This window comes from Rhodococcus sp. D-46 (genome assembly GCF_011290655.1).
GTDB classification, from domain to species: domain Bacteria; phylum Actinomycetota; class Actinomycetes; order Mycobacteriales; family Mycobacteriaceae; genus Rhodococcus_F; species Rhodococcus_F qingshengii.
The window spans coordinates 528,527-544,318 of sequence record NZ_JAANTF010000002.1 but is presented as its reverse complement, the minus strand read 5'-3'; the positions used below and the strand labels follow the sequence as shown (position 1 = coordinate 544,318).

15 protein-coding genes are annotated in these 15,792 nt (G+C 63.4%); 9 read left to right on the top strand and 6 right to left on the bottom strand.

Annotation, left to right across the window (positions count from 1 at the left end; translation table 11 throughout):
• The first annotated feature begins 90 nt into the window (after nucleotides 1-90).
• From G9U53_RS07195 to G9U53_RS07175, 5 genes are all read left to right on the top strand, one after another.
• Nucleotides 91-1,380 (top strand): ABC transporter substrate-binding protein, encoded by a 1,290-nt coding sequence (locus G9U53_RS07195; protein ID WP_007735225.1) that lies wholly within the window; start codon nucleotides 91-93, stop codon nucleotides 1,378-1,380.
• A 20-nt stretch (nucleotides 1,381-1,400) separates the two neighbouring features.
• Nucleotides 1,401-2,576, top strand: a complete 1,176-nt coding sequence (locus G9U53_RS07190; RefSeq protein ID WP_007735224.1) for a sugar ABC transporter permease — start codon at nucleotides 1,401-1,403, stop codon at nucleotides 2,574-2,576.
• Nucleotides 2,573-3,409 carry a carbohydrate ABC transporter permease gene (locus G9U53_RS07185; protein WP_003946046.1) on the top strand — a complete coding sequence of 279 codons (837 nt, stop codon included), beginning with the start codon at nucleotides 2,573-2,575 and terminating at the stop codon, nucleotides 3,407-3,409. The genes G9U53_RS07190 and G9U53_RS07185 overlap by 4 nt, the downstream gene beginning before the upstream one ends.
• Before the next feature lie 22 nt (nucleotides 3,410-3,431).
• Nucleotides 3,432-3,641, top strand: a complete 210-nt coding sequence (locus G9U53_RS07180; RefSeq protein ID WP_019746112.1) for a hypothetical protein — start codon at nucleotides 3,432-3,434, stop codon at nucleotides 3,639-3,641.
• 112 nt (nucleotides 3,642-3,753) lie between these two features.
• Nucleotides 3,754-5,943, top strand: coding sequence for a transglycosylase domain-containing protein (locus G9U53_RS07175; RefSeq protein ID WP_063315382.1), 2,190 nt, complete (start codon nucleotides 3,754-3,756; stop codon nucleotides 5,941-5,943).
• A gap of 24 nt (nucleotides 5,944-5,967) precedes the next feature.
• Here G9U53_RS07175 and G9U53_RS07170 read toward each other — a convergent pair whose 3' ends face one another.
• Both G9U53_RS07170 and G9U53_RS07165 read right to left on the bottom strand, forming a co-directional pair.
• Nucleotides 5,968-7,266 carry a hypothetical protein gene (locus G9U53_RS07170; protein ID WP_165638510.1) on the bottom strand — a complete coding sequence of 433 codons (1,299 nt, stop codon included), beginning with the start codon at nucleotides 7,264-7,266 and terminating at the stop codon, nucleotides 5,968-5,970.
• Nucleotides 7,267-7,408: 142 nt separating this feature from the next.
• Nucleotides 7,409-8,470, bottom strand: a complete 1,062-nt coding sequence (locus G9U53_RS07165) for an SDR family oxidoreductase (RefSeq protein WP_165638509.1) — start codon at nucleotides 8,468-8,470, stop codon at nucleotides 7,409-7,411.
• A gap of 91 nt (nucleotides 8,471-8,561) precedes the next feature.
• On the opposite strand from G9U53_RS07165, the gene G9U53_RS07160 reads away from it, so the two are divergent.
• A complete protein-coding gene (locus tag G9U53_RS07160) occupies nucleotides 8,562-8,873 on the top strand; it encodes a metalloregulator ArsR/SmtB family transcription factor (protein WP_007735219.1) in 312 nt (103 codons plus the stop codon).
• Nucleotides 8,874-9,023: 150 nt separating this feature from the next.
• Nucleotides 9,024-10,415 carry an amidase gene (locus G9U53_RS07155; protein WP_165638508.1) on the top strand — a complete coding sequence of 464 codons (1,392 nt, stop codon included), beginning with the start codon at nucleotides 9,024-9,026 and terminating at the stop codon, nucleotides 10,413-10,415.
• On the opposite strand, the gene G9U53_RS07150 is transcribed toward G9U53_RS07155, so the two are convergent.
• Nucleotides 10,407-11,138 carry an MBL fold metallo-hydrolase gene (locus tag G9U53_RS07150; protein ID WP_003946042.1) on the bottom strand — a complete coding sequence of 244 codons (732 nt, stop codon included), beginning with the start codon at nucleotides 11,136-11,138 and terminating at the stop codon, nucleotides 10,407-10,409. The genes G9U53_RS07155 and G9U53_RS07150 overlap by 9 nt on opposite strands.
• 115 nt (nucleotides 11,139-11,253) lie before the next feature.
• Here G9U53_RS07150 and G9U53_RS07145 point away from each other — a divergent pair, with 115 nt between their 5' ends.
• A complete protein-coding gene (locus tag G9U53_RS07145; RefSeq protein WP_257233117.1) occupies nucleotides 11,254-11,799 on the top strand; it encodes a hypothetical protein in 546 nt (181 codons plus the stop codon).
• Here the strand turns inward: G9U53_RS07145 and G9U53_RS07140 are convergent.
• The 3 genes from G9U53_RS07140 to G9U53_RS07130 are packed head-to-tail and all read right to left on the bottom strand — an operon-like array spanning nucleotide 11,767 to nucleotide 14,313.
• Nucleotides 11,767-12,426 (bottom strand): enoyl-CoA hydratase-related protein, encoded by a 660-nt coding sequence (locus G9U53_RS07140; RefSeq protein WP_007735215.1) that lies wholly within the window; start codon nucleotides 12,424-12,426, stop codon nucleotides 11,767-11,769. The two genes, G9U53_RS07145 and G9U53_RS07140, sit on opposite strands and share 33 nt — an antisense overlap.
• Complete coding sequence (locus G9U53_RS07135; protein WP_003946066.1) at nucleotides 12,423-13,082, bottom strand: TetR/AcrR family transcriptional regulator; 660 nt, start codon at nucleotides 13,080-13,082, stop codon at nucleotides 12,423-12,425. The genes G9U53_RS07140 and G9U53_RS07135 overlap by 4 nt, the downstream gene beginning before the upstream one ends.
• 43 nt (nucleotides 13,083-13,125) lie before the next feature.
• Entirely contained in the window at nucleotides 13,126-14,313 is a 1,188-nt protein-coding gene (locus G9U53_RS07130) for a CoA transferase (protein WP_003946016.1), read from the bottom strand.
• Between the two features lie 282 nt (nucleotides 14,314-14,595).
• Between G9U53_RS07130 and G9U53_RS07125 the strand changes: the two genes are divergently transcribed.
• Complete coding sequence (locus G9U53_RS07125; protein ID WP_007735213.1) at nucleotides 14,596-15,711, top strand: XdhC family protein; 1,116 nt, start codon at nucleotides 14,596-14,598, stop codon at nucleotides 15,709-15,711.
• The last annotated feature ends 81 nt before the right edge of the window (nucleotides 15,712-15,792 follow it).

The window sequence follows — 15,792 nt, the reverse complement described above, 5'->3', positions numbered from 1 at the left end:
GCCGATGCCGGGAGCCGGCACTCATGGCGCATGCCGTGAGCAGGCTCTCGGTGACCGTCTATTTGTCATACACATACGGGGAGCGAATCCATGGTTCTGAACTCGAAGGCGATGCGCCGCGCTGCAATTGCAGCCACGGCAGCGTCCATGCTGGTACTGGCAGGCTGTTCGTCCGATTCGGACAAGGACAGCGGAACCAGCACCACGGCCGCATCCGGGGGATCGTCCTCGAGCGAAGGCCGCGGCCCCATCACGATCGTCGAGGGGCAGGATGCCCTGAACGAGGCGCTCGAAAACATCATCTCCGACTGGAATGCCGAGCATCCGGACGAGAAGGTCACGCTCAAGCCGCTGGCGAAGGAAGCCAACGCGCAGGTCGACGACATCACCCAGCGCATGCAGGCCAAGAGCGACGAGTACGACCTCATCGGCGTCGACGTCGTCAACACCGCCCAGTTCGCCGCAAACGGTTGGCTGCTGCCGCTCGAGGGTGACCTCGCGATCGACGAGTCCGGCCTCCTGCCGTCGACCGTCGCTTCGGGCACCTACAACGGCAAGCTCTACGCAGCGCCGAAGAACACCAACGCCGCATTCCTGTACTACCGCAAGGACCTCGTCGAGAAGGCCCCCACCACGTGGGCCGAGCTCAAGGAAAACTGCCCGAAGGCTGTCGAAGCCGGCATCTCCTGCTACATCGGTCAGTTCAAGAACTACGAGGGCCTGACGGTCAACACCACCGAGATCACCAACGCCTTCGACGGCCCGTGGGTCGGCCCGGACGGACTCACCCCGGCCATCGACGACAAGACGAAGGCAGGCGTTCAGTCGATCGTCGACAACTTCGCCGACAACACGATCCCGCAGGAAGCGCTGACCTACTCCGAGGGCGAGTCGCAGACCGCGTTCGGCGACGGCAAGGCACTCTTCATGCGCACGTGGTCCGGCTTCTCGGTCGACGGTGAGAAGACCTCGGTTGCCGGCAAGTACGGCTACACCGTTCTTCCGGGTGTCGACGGACCGGGCGCTTCGACCGTCGGCGGCTACAACGTCGGCATCAGCGCGTACTCGGACGCACCCGCCACGGCTCGTGACTTCCTCGAGTTCATGCAGACCAAGAAGTCGCAGACGTACTTCACCGAGGTCGGCGGCGCACCCGTTCTCTCGGCTGTCTACGACGATCCGGCAGTGCTCGCTCAGTTCCCGTACTTCGCGACCCTGAAGGAAGCACTCGCCACCGCTCAGCCGCGCCCCGTCACGCCGTACTACACGCAGGTGTCGAAGTCGATCTCCGACAACACCTACGCTGCTATTCGCGGCGAGAAGACCGTCGAGCAGGCTTTGGCGGACACCAAGGCCGGCATCGAAACCGCCGGTAACTGATCTACCAGGAGCAATAAGCAATGGCAGAACCGCAGGATCCTTCCGCGGCTGTGCCTACCAACCCCACGGTCGGGGCCGGTTCAACCGGTCCCGACCGTTCGGGCGTTGGTGGGAGACACCGTGCACCGGAACCGCTAGAAGAGCCGTCGGCATCCGAGGCAGCAGGGACATCCCTGACCAAGGTTCTGCCTGACCTTGCAGCTACTCCACCCCCACCGACCTCGCCCCCGCCTGCGTCGGCCGACAAGCCGAAGAAGCGTCGACGAGTTCCGGTGTGGGCGTTCGTCGCACCGTCGCTGATCGTTCTCGCCGTCATCATTCTGTATCCGCTCGGACGAGCGATCTGGATGTCGATGCACAGCGACGGCAAGAAGCTCGATCCCGAGACCGGCATGTTCGTCACCGGTCAGTTCACGTGGTTCGACAACTACAAGAACTGGATCACCCAGTCCTGCAACACCGCCAACGGCTCGATTCCCTGCCCGCCCGGCACACTCGGATCGCAGTTCTGGCAGTCGATCGGAAATACGTTCGGCTTCACCGTCGTCACCGTCCTGCTCGAGACGGTGATCGGTCTGTCGATGGCGTTGATCATGGCCAAGACGTTCCGCGGACGCGGTTTGCTCCGCGCTTCCGTGCTGATTCCCTGGGCCATCCCCACCGCCGTCACCGCGAAGCTCTGGTTCTTCATCTTCGCCAACGACGGCATTGCCAACAAGATCCTCGGCACCAACATCCTGTGGACGGCGGACCCCTGGCCGGCGCGATTCGCGATCGTCGTCGCCGACGTCTGGAAGACCGCGCCGTTCATGGCGTTGCTGATCCTCGCGGGCCTTCAGATGATTCCCGCCGACGTCTACGAGGCCGCCAAGGTCGACGGTGCGACGGCGTGGCAGCGGTTCCGCATGATCACGCTTCCGCTGGTCAAGCCCGCACTCATGGTGGCGGTGCTCTTCCGCACGATGGACGCGCTGCGCATGTACGACCTGCCCGCGATCATGATGGGATCCAATCCCGCCACCTCCACCATCTCGGTTCTGGTGGTCGATCAGATGCGCGTCGGCGCCAATTCGGCGTCGGCACTGTCCACCATCACGTTCCTCATCATCTTCGCTGTGGCCTTCATCCTGGTCCGATTCCTCGGAGCCAATGCGGTCAGCACGCAGGAAAAGCAGCGGAAGGGGGAGCCGGTATGAACAAGGCACTACGCGGCAAGATCGGCACCTACATCGGCGTCGTACTGATCATCGTGTGGGGACTCGCTCCCTGCTACTGGATGATCGTGACGGCGCTGCGCGACCCCGCGGACACGTTCTCGACGTCGCTGTGGCCCACCAATCTCACGCTGTCCAACTTCACCGCGGCGCTCGATCCCGATGCCAAGGTGAACTTCACCCGTGCACTGATGAACAGCCTCATCATCGCGGGCGCGACCACGCTGATCGCCTTGGTCATCGGCGTGTTCACGGCGTACGCGCTCTCGCGTTTCGATTTCCGTGGCAAATACTTCGTCACCGGAATCATCCTCGGCGCGTCCATGTTTCCGGTCGTCGCCCTCGTGACCCCGCTGTTCCAGTTGTTCACCGACATCGGCTGGATCGGCAGCTACAAAGCGCTGATCATCCCGAACATCTCGTTCGTGCTGCCGCTGACGGTCTACACGCTGACGTCGTTCTTCTCCGAACTTCCGTGGGAGCTCGAGGAGGCGGCGCGTATCGACGGCGCCACCCGTGGCCAGGCCTTCCGTCTGATCATGCTTCCGCTCGCCGCGCCGGCACTGTTCACCACCGCGATCCTCGCCTTCATCGCAACGGTCAACGAGTACCTGCTCTCGCTCCAACTCTCGAGTGACAAGACCGCACCCGTCACCGTGGCGATGGCCAAGTTCTCCGGAACGGACCCATTCGTCACGCCGTACACCTCGATCATGGCCGGCGGAACCCTCGTGATGGTCCCGCTGGTCATCATGGTTCTCATCTTCCAGCGACGCATCATCGCCGGTCTGACCGCAGGCGGCGTCAAGTCGTGATGCGCGCTTGCGCACGGTTTCGATGAGGCGGGCTTCGCGCGCCCAGCGTATGGAGCTGATTGCCGGCTTCATCTCGGTCTTCGCCCTCATGGCGTTGATCGGCGCTGTGGTCGCGATCGTCAAGGGAGACCCCGGCGTGATGCCGTCTTTGGTGCTGCTCGGTTGCGTCGTCGCTCTCGGGCTCGCGTTCCGCGGATATCGGAACGCGGTCCGAGCAGAACGTCGCGAGTAGCCAGCCCGGTAGGGTGACATTTCGGTATCGCAGTTGCCGGGAGTTATCTGATCGAGATATCACCCTGGTGGAATGGTGCCGGTAAGTCCGGATCCACGACCGGGAGTGTTGAGTGAGTCCATCGAACAGATCGAGTGCGACGGGTGGCGATCAGTCGTCGGCTCGATCGGGCAAGTCGGCTAATTCGCCCCGGTCGAACAAGTCGGCCAAGCCCGCGAAAAAGCAGCGCTCGAAGTGGCGGTACGTCCGGCGGACCATCTACGTGCTCGTGCTCCTGATGGTCATCGTGCCCGCGTCGGTTTTTGCTGTCGCGTACAGCCGGACCGACGTCCCGCGCCCCTCTGACATGCAGACCAATCAGGTGTCCACCATCTACATGGCCGACGGCACGACCGTGCTCGGCAAGGTAGTGCCGGCGGAGGGAAACCGCACCGAGGTCGCGTTGTCGGCCATCCCGATTCACGTCCGCGATTCGGTGCTCTCGGCGGAGGATCGCAACTTCTACACCAACCCCGGGTTCTCGATCTCCGGATTTGCTCGCGCTGCCCGCGACAACGTGATGGGCAAGGAAAGCGCCGGCGGTGGCTCGACGATCACTCAGCAATACGTGAAGAACGTCTTGGTCGGTGACAAGCGCAGTATCGACAGGAAGCTGCGTGAGCTCGTCATCTCCGCCAAGATGGCGCGCGAATGGTCCAAGGACGACATTCTTGCCGCGTATCTCAACACCATCTACTTCGGTCGCGGTGCGTACGGCATCGCCGCCGCGTCGAACGCGTACTTCGACAAGCCGGTCAGTGAGCTGAGTGTCGAGGAAGGCGCAGTTCTCGCGTCCGTCATCCAGAGCCCGTCGTTCCTGGACCCCGAGACCAATCTGTCCGCGCTGCAAGCGCGCTGGGACTACGTTCTAAACGGCATGGTGGAACTGGGCAGCCTGACCAAGACGGATCGCGACGCGATGCAGTTCCCGGTCGTCGCCCCCGCCAATCGGCCGACCGATCTGAACCAGGCGCCAGGACCCGAAGGCCACATCAAGACCCAGGTACTCAAGGAACTGGCCGAGGCCGGTATCAGCGATCAGACGCTGAACACCGCTGGTCTGCAGATCACGACGACCATCGACCCGGTTGCGCAGGAAGCTGCGCTGAACGCCGTCAGGCGGAATCTCGAGGGCGAGCCGGAAGACCTGCGGACCGCAGTAGTGTCCATCGACCCCAAGACCGGTGGCGTCGACGCCTATTACGGCGGTGACGACGGAGCCGGCTTCGACTACGCCCAGGCGCCGCTGCAGACCGGTTCAGCGTTCAAGGTCTTCGGTCTGGTCGCAGCATTGATGGAAGACATTCCGCTGTCCGCACGGTTCGACAGTTCACCGCTCACGATCAACGGCGTGACCATCGGAAACGTCGGCGGCGAATCCTGTGGTCGATGCACCATCGCCGAGGCACTCAAGCGTTCGCTGAACACCAGCTTCTACCGGTTGATGCTCTCGATGGAGAACGGTCCCCAGAAGATCGCCGACGCCGCCCACCTGGCCGGCATCCCCGAGCACATTCCCGGACTCGACTACCCGACGCTCACACAGGAGGGTGGTCCGCCGGAGAACGGAATCGTGCTCGGCCAGTATCAGTCTCGCGTTATCGACATGGCGTCCGCTTACGCGACGCTCGCCAATTCCGGTGTGTACCAGCAGCCGCACTTCATCCGGAAGGTCGTGACGGCCGAAGGTGAAGTCCTGCTCGATCGCCCGGTCTCTCCCGGTGAGCGTCGTCTCGATGCTGCCGTTGCCGACAACGTCACGCAGGCAATGCTCCCGATCGCGTCGTACTCGAACGGTCACGCGCTTGCCGGTGGACGCCCGTCTGCAGCCAAGACCGGTACCGCGCAGTTGGGTGACACGGGCCAGAACAAGGATGCGTGGATGGTCGGTTACACGCCGTCGCTGTCCACCGCGGTGTGGATCGGAACTTCCGACGCTCAGGCCATCACCAACTCCTACGGTGGTTTGATCTACGGCTCCGGAGTGCCTGCGGACATCTGGAAGAGCACGATGGACGGCGCGCTGAAGGGATCCGACTGGGAGAGCTTTCCGTGGCCGGACCCCATCGGCGGGCAGGCCGGCGTTCCCGCGAACTCCGGCGTGACCTCGGGGGACGGGACGGGCACGCCCACGACGGGCGCGGTCGCTCCCCCGGCGCCCATCGAGGTGCCCGGCCTACCGCCGATCGAAGTACCGCCGCTCCCCCAGTTGCCGCGTCAGATCGAGATCCTGCCGGGCATCGTCATCCCACTACCGGGCTGACAAGCAGCGCCCGATTTCCGGTTCTCAGGCCTGATCGTCGAAGAGACCGAGTTGGGTGGGCGCTGCATCCTTGGCGGGCAGTACGACGACGCGCAGTCCGCGCCTGAGGTTGCGGATCGCGTGCGTCCACGCGCGCTTCTCGCCCGCACACAGGTCGGTGTCGTCGTCCTTGCGGCGGATGGACTCGGTCAACGCCTCGTGCCAGGCAGTCTCCTGCTCCTGGCTGATCCGCAGGTAGTCGAGAATGGTGTCGCGGTCGTGCTCACAGATCACGGCAACCTCTTCGGCGCTGAGCTCGCCCGTTCCGTCTGCGTCGAGTTCGAGGAGCGCCATGAGAGCCGGCGGAAATTCGTGGCACTCGTGTGACTCGTATTCGGCACCGGGATCTTCGTGCTCGGAGGCCATGCCGTCGTTGAAGGCGGTGTCTCCGGTTGCGCGGATGGGTTGCCCGCCCAGTTCTTCGGCGAGTTGGTCGGATGCTTCGGCCAGTTCGGCGAACGAGCGCAGAGCCCGCAGCAGGTGCTCGGCGACGAAGGGTGCGCCGTCCACGCGGACCACGCCCAGCACACTCTGCTCGACGAGAATGAGCTTGATGGTCGGCCATTGCCGATTGAGCTGAGCAAGAATTACAGCAGCGTTCTCGAGGTTCTCCACCGAATGCACGACCCGCGAGAACACCTCTACGTACTCGTCGTCCTCGAGGACACGAACATAGGTGACCTGCTCACCGCGGACCAGCGGGATATCGCCGTCGTCGTCACGCTTGGGCGGATGACCGAGAAGGCGCTCGACGGCCCCGTCGACCAGGATCCGCAGCATGTCGCCCGAACCCGAGGGAGCGTGAGACGGCGTCGTGGCGAACGCCGGCGTCGACTCGCGCCCACTGGTGCTGGCACGCAGGAACGACGGGTGCGCAATGCTCCACATTTCGCGGAAGACGCGCAACACCTTTGTCACCAGCTCCTCGGGACGAGCGCGGTCGACGTCGATGTAGAAGGACATGGACCCATTGCCCTCGGGTTCGTGCTCGCACAGATCGGGAGCGTTGAACCCCATGTCGAGCAGCGCTGAATGGTCTTCCGGTTCGAGCATGCGCAGTGGATGCAGAAACCTGTTGGAAGGAACTTCACAGCGCACGGAGGTCTGGTTCCATGCGAAGAACTGGATGCACGCGGGTGCGTCGGCCAGTTCGTCCATGCTGTCGTAATGCGACTCCACCACGAGGGTGTCGTCGTCCTCCATCACGGAGATGTAGCGAGCGAGATGAGTCTCGAAAGTAGTCCAGGCACTCAGGATTTCCAGATCGAAAGTATTGTCCGACATCGTCGCTCCTCTGGTCCGGGGGCGCATGGGGCCCTACCGACGACTCGCCGAAACCCCTGCTTTTCAAACCCCGCCTACGACGTTAGTCGTGGGGTCCGACAGTGCAGATGTTTGTACGAGTCAGGCGTGACCGTGTTCCTGGTCAGGGGATTATCTTCCGAGCTTGCAGATTGGCGAAGATGTCCAGGAACATCGCTTCGGTGTCGACGTGGCGATGGAATCCGAACCGCCGAGCTTTGGATCCATCGGCGAAAAAGTCGTAGTCCCATCCGAATACGAAGTCACCGAACCCCCAGGACGAGACATCGGAATACGGGGTCCGAGCAAGGTGGTGTTCCTCGACGAGCGCATCCCACACCGACTCCTTGTCCGCCATTGCGACGTCGAGGGACATCGGGAGCGGAGGTGCGACGTCCATGCCGAAGAAGGCTGCGATCTTCGGCCACATCTCCTGCCAGCGGAACAGGTCGCCGTTGTTGATGTTGAACGCCTGATTTGCGCACTCGGGGTTGGTCGCGGCCCAGACCGTCGCTTCGGCCAGGAGTCCGGCGTCGGTCATCTCGATCAAGCTGGTGTACGCGCCGGGTTTGCCGGGGAATCGGAGTGGGACACCCAGTTTCTTCGAGATGGTCGCGTAGACGGCGATGACCATCGCGAGGTTCATCGGGTTACCCAGTGCGAATCCGGAGACGACCGAGGGTCTGATCGCCGACCATGTCCACGACTTGCCGAGCTGCCTGCGTTCGAGGAACTGCTGTTGGTCGACGTTGAACTCGGGTGGCATGTGCGGTGGATCGCTCTCGCGGGCCGGAGTTTTGAACGGTCCGAGGTGTGCCCCGTAAACCTTGTAGCCCTGCATCAGGCTGACGTGCTCGAGTCCGCCCGCAACGGGCTCGATGGCGTCGAGAGTGTTGACCAGCATCGCCAAGTTGGGCGGAACCAGCTCGGCCCATGTCGGGCGGTCTTGATAGGCGGCGTAGAAGACGTGAGTGACGTCGCCCAGTCCGCTCAGTGCCGCTGCAGTCCGGTAAGGATCGAGCAGGTCGACTGCGATGTGTTCGACCCGGTCGGTGTCCGTACCGCCTCGCCGCGAGAGTCCGATGATCTTCTTCCATTCTCCGGTCGACTCGAGGTGATCGATCAAGTTCCCACCGATCACGCCTCGGGCTCCGACCACGAGGGCCACTTTGTCGTGCTGCACCATTTCAGTCTCCCATTGGTATATCGCGATGTTGCGATATAGGGAGTGAACCACACATATCGGCATTTCGCGATCTAGCGGTATGCTCACGAACATGGAAGACGCAACAACCGAGTGGGAAACGGCGTTCAAGGCGCTGGCCAACCCGATGCGTGTGCAAATCCTGCAGTGGTTGAAAGACCCCGGGAGCTTTCCCCCTCAACTCGAGCCTGCCGAGGAGGTCGGAGTGTGCCTCAAGCACATTCAAGCGAGGGCGAAGGTGTCGCAATCGACTGCGTCTCAGTACATGGCCGCACTCCAGGCCGCGGATTTGGTGACCACCACACGAATCGGCCAGTGGAGGCACTACAAACGAAACGAGCAACAGATCGAGAAGCTTGCAGCATTCATCAGGCAGGGTTTGTAGATACCAGCACCTGACCGATCCCTCGGGAGCTGCCAACGTTGTGGCAAAACCTCACATCGCCGGAGCCGTCGGTATGTGCATTGTGGTCGTTTCTCGGCTTGCTCGTTGTCCTTAAGCTCGGCAGAGGGTACTGGCAAGGAGAGGCGTGCGATGAGTCGTGAGAGCTGGGTGGGCCGTGATGCCCGATCCATCGCCGAAGCCGTGCGGTCGGGTCAGGCGTCGGCGCGGACCATCGTCGAAGACCACCTCGCACGGGTCGACGAATGCAATGACGAACTCAACGCACTGGTCACCATGTGCGCCGAGGAGGCTCGCACGGCCGCGGATGCCCTGGACGAACGACGCCTTCTCGGTGAGACACTCGGCCCCCTTGCCGGGGTTCCGTTCACGGTCAAGGACCTGATCGCCACTGCCGGCGTGCGCACCACTGCCGGTTCTCGCACTCTGGCGGACAACGTCCCGACCGTCGACGCCCCGGCCGTCGCGGCATTCAAGGCTGCCGGTGCAATTCTGATCGGCAAGACCAACACCCCGGAATTCGGCGCGTGCGGCCTGACTCGAAACGAACTGTTCGGAACCACGGCCAGTCCGGTGCGACCGGACGGCGTCGTCCGGTCCCCCGGCGGATCGAGTGGCGGCGAGTCCGCGTCGGTTGCTGCCGGAATGAGCGTGCTCGGACTCGGTACGGATTTTGGTGGCTCGGTGCGTTGGCCCGCCCACTGCACCGGCCTCACTTCGGTTCGCCCGACGCCCGGACGTGTCGACCCTGAAGGGCAATACCCCGGCGTGCTTTCGGATGGACGGGTACTCGCCAATCCTGCGACGATGCACGGCACGATCCAGACCATCGGCCCACTGGCCCGCAACCTCGGTGATGCGACGCTTGCGCTGCGCGTCCTGTCGAAGCCGCATTTCTCGTGGAGCGAGCCTGATTCGGTCGACGTCGACGATCTCGACATCCGCTGGGCACCCGGCGAGGGAACCATGCCTGTCGACGAAGAAATCCTGACGGCGGTTCGCTCGGTGGCGAACAGTCTGGATGCGAGCGAGTACGACGGTCTGGCCCTGTCGCGGGCCAACGCGCTTTTCGGCGCGTTGCGATCGGTCGAGACCCACGCGGACATCCACTCTCTCGCCGCAGGTTCAGCGCACTCTTTCGACGCGGACATCACCGCCATGCTTGCGGCAGGCCATGATCGGAGTTCCGCCGAGGTGGAAGCGCTGTGGGCGGATCGCGCGGTGTTGATCAGCGAATTCCTCGGCGAGATGGGAGACGTACTGATTCTGCCGGTTGCGTCGGTGCTCGCTCCGCCGCTCGGTGTGGAGAGCTTCGAGGTGGGCGGTCGCAAACTCACGTGGATGGACGCGCTCGCGAGTTGCCGGGCGATCAGTGTGCTCGGCCTTCCGTCGGTCGTGGTTCCGGTAGGACTCTCCCGCAACGGTTTACCGGTCGGGGTGCAAGTGGTGGCCCGGCCGTTCCACGAGCATGTTGCGCTGTCCGTGGCGGCGCGAATCACGTCGAATGCGCAAGCTCTAGTCTGACTTCCATCTTTCGGTTTCGGCTGCGAAACGTGTTGCGTACGAGTCGGCAAGGTCGTGAAGCGTGGTGACGCAGTCGCCGTAGTACGTCGGTGCATGCATGGTAGCCAGAATCCGCGGCTCGAGGTCGGCCAGGGCGCGGATCGTGGGTTCGAGATCCGGGGTGAGGCAGGTGGCGTGGCCCAAGTCCTCGGCTTCCAAAGCGGGACCGACGATTTCGTGCTCGGTGGTCGCGGGGTGGTGCCCGAACGCAGTGAAGAGATCTCCGCAGAACAGCGTCGACGTCGTCTCCTCGAACATCAGACCCGCGTCCCAACCGTGTGGGACGTGTGGGGTGTCGATGTGCCGGACTCGGCGGCTGCCGGTTTCGAGTACGTCGCCGTCCTGCAAGGGAAGTGGCGCCCGATCGGCCAGATCGTTGACCTGGACGAAGCACCCCATCGCACCGTGTGCAACTTGCGCTTCGGGGGCCGCCGCAAGCCAGGAGTTCATGGACCCGCATTCGTCGGCCTCGACGTGACCGAACGTGATCCATTTCAGACGGTCGATGTCGATCAGCGTGGAGAGTGCGTCGGAAGCCGAGGTGAACAACGCTCGCTGCCCGGTGTGGAAGAGCAAGGGTTCCTCGCCGTCGACGAGAAACTGGTTCATCGTGAGGTTCGCTTCGTCCACGAAGGTCGACAGTCGGTAGATGTCCGGCGCGATTTCGGTGATCGTGGTGGTCATCGCGGTGCTCCGATCAGGGCTGTTGTACACGTCAATCTGTCTTCTTCAGCCTTCTCGCCGCCCCGCGCCTGCACAAGGTTCTGGACGTGCTTACGGCTCTGCAATAGTGGAGGACGTGTTCGTACTACTGCTGACAGGCCCGCCGGGCGCGGGGAAGAGTTCCGTGCTGACCGCGCTTCACGATCGACTCGGCGAGGCCGGGGTGAGCAACGCGATGATCGAGGTGGACGAACTCGAGCGGTGTTATCCGCCGCTGGGGACCGAACGGGCAATCGCACACGTCGGGATGTTGTGCGCGTCGTACCGGGAAGCGGGGTACGAACTCCTGTTCCTCACGGCGACCGTCGAAGACGACGACTACGGGCATGCCTTGCTGGCCGCGACCGGCGCCGAGGGGCACCTGCTGGCGCGCCTCGAGGCCGATCCGGATACATTGCGTACCAGAATCATCGAACGTGAACCGACCGGCTGGGCCGGGTTGGACGAGTTGGTGGAGGCGTCACAACTGCTGGCCGGTTCGATGCCGACGCTCAGTGGAGTCGACGTGGTTCTGAGCACCGAAGGCCGCGATCCCGAGAGTGTTGCCGACGATCTGGAAGCGGCTCTGCGAGAACACAGTCCGTCGCTTCTAGCCGTCGGTGTTCAGAGCGGTGACCACTGAAGCGAACATCGTCGACTTGATTGCCCCCAGTGTGCCCGCATTCTTCGGGCCGATCGGTGCAACCATTTCGATGGCCTTGGCGGTCAAAGCGTCGACTGATGCGGTGAAGTCCACCAAACCGGCTGCGAATGCGTCACTTCCGCCGTATCGCCGCCCCGTGGTCATGGCGACGATTGCCGACGCCGGGCTGAGTTTGGCCTGGATGAGAGCTGCCATTCCTTCGGTGAAGGGGATGTTGATGTCCACCTCCGGGAAGCAGTAGTAGCCGCGATCATCGCGCATGACGCGGTAGTCGTGCGCGATGCCGAGCATGGCGCCGGCTCCGAAGGCGTGGCCGTTGATCGCCGCGACGGTGGGCATCGGGAACGTCAGCATCCGAGCGAACAGCGACTGCACCTGCTGCACATACCACTTCGCCTTGTCGCCGTTCGCGCCCAGCCAGTCGAGGTCGAGTCCGTTGGAGTAGAACTTGCCCGTCGCCGTGGTGACCAGGGCATGAGCGCTTTCGCTTAAAGCCTGGTCGAGTAGCTTGTCGACGGAATCGAGCCACTCCGGCGAGAATCGATTCTCGTCCTCGCCGAGATCGAGAACGGCGATCTTGTCTTCGAAGCGCAGAGTTGCGGTCATGATTGGCCTTTCCTGTTGCGTGGCTTGGGCAGTGGTGGGTCGAGATGCAGAACCGCTCGAACGGCGGCATCCAACCGCGCGCGTGCTGCGGCGTCGGGGACTCGCCAACCGTCGGCGCGTTTGGCGGGATGAATGAGTAATCCGGTAGGCAGGCCGACAACACAGGCCTCGATTGCCTCGACGGCTCGGCCGTCCTTGCGGCCCCAGAGCGCGGTCGACAACCGGATGAACAACTCGACCAGAGACCGGTCGAGTTGTGTGAGTTGCTCGGCGATGTCGGCAGGGACGTCGGTGCCGAGCAGTTCGTCGCGCTGGATCGTCAACAGCAGCAACGCGGATTGTGGGTAGTCGAGCGCGAAGACGGCCGGAACTTCGGCGGCTGCGACGACGGCGGAAACCGCCGAAGTCGGCGACGGGTCCGCGAGAGCGTCGTCCACTCTCGATTGTTGAAGCGCGAGAAATCGTCGCGCAGCACGCAGCCACGCGCTACCGACCAGTCCACTGCGAGAGCCGAATGCGTGATAGATCGCCCCGTTGGATACACCGGTGGCGTCGGAGACTGCCCGGACCGTGACAGCGCTCGGTCCGGCAGTGGCGGCAAGTTTTTCGGCAGCGTCGAGCAGGGTGTCGAGGTCGTGGACGCGTGGCCGAGGCATGAACGCACAGTAACAGAGCGTCTGCTCTGTTACTAGTGTGCGGTCAGATCACCGAATTTGCGCGAAGATCCTCGATCTCCTCCGGGCGCAGGCCGAAGTCGGTGAGTACGTCGTCGGCGTCACCGCCGAGAGTCATGGGTGGCGCATTCCTGACGGGAAGGGTCTTGCCGTCCACCCAGAACGGTCCGCGGACAACGGGAATCGACGTTCCGTCGGCGCTCTGGGTCTGCTCGACCATCTGCAATGCCTCGACCTGAGGGTCGGAGAACACCTGATCGATCGAATGGATCGGGCCGCAGGGGATTCCGGCACCGCGGATCTCGGAGATCCATTGCGCCGCGCCCTTCGTGGTCAGTAGGTCCTCGAGTTCTTTGGTCAGTTGGTCTCGGTGCGCCAAACGTTCTTTACCCGTGGCATATTCGGTACGGAAGGCGAGCTCGGGGTCACCGAGTACCGAGCACAGTGCGATCCAGTGCTTGTCCGAGCCGGTGGCAATGTTGATCGGGAAGTCGGCAGTGTCGAAAGCGCCGTACGGCGTGATCGTCGGGTGCGTATTGCCGTTCGGCGTCGAAACCCGCCCGGTGCTCAGGTAGTCCTGCGCCTGGAAGGTCATGATCGAGATCGCGGATTCCAGCAACGAGGTCTGCACGCGGTGCCCACGACCGTCGCGACCGCGAGAGGCAAGCGCCGCCGTGATTCCCAGTGCCGCGTAGATGCCCGAGACCGTGTCGATGATGGGGATACCGACCCGCATCGGGGTCTGTTCCCCGGCACCGGTGACCGACATCAGCCCGGACATGCCCTGGGCCACCTGATCGAGTCCGGGCGCGAACTGGTCCGGGCCCACCGGGCCGAAACCACTGATGCTCATCACGACGAGCCCTGGATTCTCCTGCTCGAGCGAGTCGGGATCGAGCCCCATGTCGGCCAGTACTCCCGGACGGAAGTTCTCGACCAGCACATCTGCGTCGAGGGCCAGGCTGCGAAGCAGTTTCCGCCCGCGGTCACTGCGCATGTCGATGGCGATCGACCGTTTGCCGCGGTTCACGGAAGCGAAGTAGAGGCTTCGATCGCCGTCGAACGGAGGCCACTGACGCGAACTGTCGCCGGAGCCACGGGTTTCGACCTTGACCACGTCGGCGCCGAAGTCCGAGAGCAGCGACGTGCACAGAGGCCCCGCGAGAGCACGGGTGAGGTCGAGAACTTTGATACCGCTGAGCAATTGGTCCATGGGAGAAACCTCGGTTCTGTGGTGTGCAACGTCGCCCACTCGATCCGTCGCACCATCTGCGTGGATTGCCGCTGCAGTGATCGTCGGAGAGGGGAAGAATGAAGGTCAGGCCTGCTTTCGGCTGGGCTCGGTGACAACACTGGTCGAGAGCGCAAGGTGATGCGACGGCGACATTGCACAACTGCAGGGCCCGGATTTAGGCGCATTGTGTGACAGGCAGGATTGCGGTGGGCCGATACCGTGAACTCTCTACGGACGGCGATGCAAGCGGGAGGCGAGGCGATGCGCGACATTTCCACTCAGCTGGCGCAGTGGCACGCCCGCGGCGAGGATTTTGCACTGGCGACGGTTGTCCGTACCTGGCGATCCTCACCGCGCATGCCCGGTGCTTCGATGGCCGTCTCACGCTCCGGCGAGGTGGTCGGCAGCGTCTCGGGCGGGTGTATCGAGAGTGCACTGTACGAGATCGCCCAGGAGGTTCTCGCCGACGGCACCAGTCGCGTCGAGGTCTTCAGCGTCTCCGACGACGACGCCATCGGAGTAGGGCTGACCTGCGGCGGAACCATCGAAGTGTTCGTCCAGGCCGTCGGAGCCGATTTCGTCGAGTTCGGTCAGGTCTGTGAACGGATCGAGGCCGATACGCCCGTCGTCGTGGTCACCGAAGTGCGTCCGGGAGCACCGGCACGGCACCTCGTCGTCGAGCACGGCCGACGCAGCGGAGATCTGGATGCCACGGAGGACGAGGTGTCCATCCTGCTGCGCACGATGGACACCGGTGAGTCCGTCGCTTTTGTCGCGCCGGCGGGAACTCTCATCGATTCGCAGCACGACCTGCTGGTCGAGATCTTCGCGCCACTACCGCGGATGTACGTGTTCGGGGCCATCGACTTCGCGGCATCGATGTGTACATTGGGCGCCTTTGCGGGTTACCGAGTGACCGTCGTGGACGCACGGCCGGTCTTCGCGACACGGGCGCGTTTCCCCGACGCCCACGATCTGGTCGTCATGTGGCCACACAAGTTCCTCGAAACCGCACCGATCGACAACAAAACCGTCCTGGCCGTGCTCACGCACGACGAGAAGTTCGACATCCCCCTGCTCGAGATCGCGCTGCGTTCGCCGGCTGCGTACGTCGGCGCGATGGGAAGTCGTGCGACGCATGAGCGTCGGGTGGCGCTGTTGAAGGAGCGAGGCGTCACCGACGCCGAGTTGGGGCGTCTGCACTCACCGATCGGGTTGGATCTCGGCGCGAGGACACCGGAGGAGACTGCAGTGTCGATCCTCGCCGAGATGACCAAGACCCTTCGCAATGCCTCCGGTTTGGAACTGCGGGATCTGCAGGGGCCGATCCACCCGCCACCTCAGGAGAATCCGACCGCCCTGCATCGAACGGCCTGAGTCGACTGCGCTGAATTCGGACATCTTGTGTTCGGTGGGGATAGGATCGTTTCTTTCGTGAACCATCTTCCGTGATCCGAA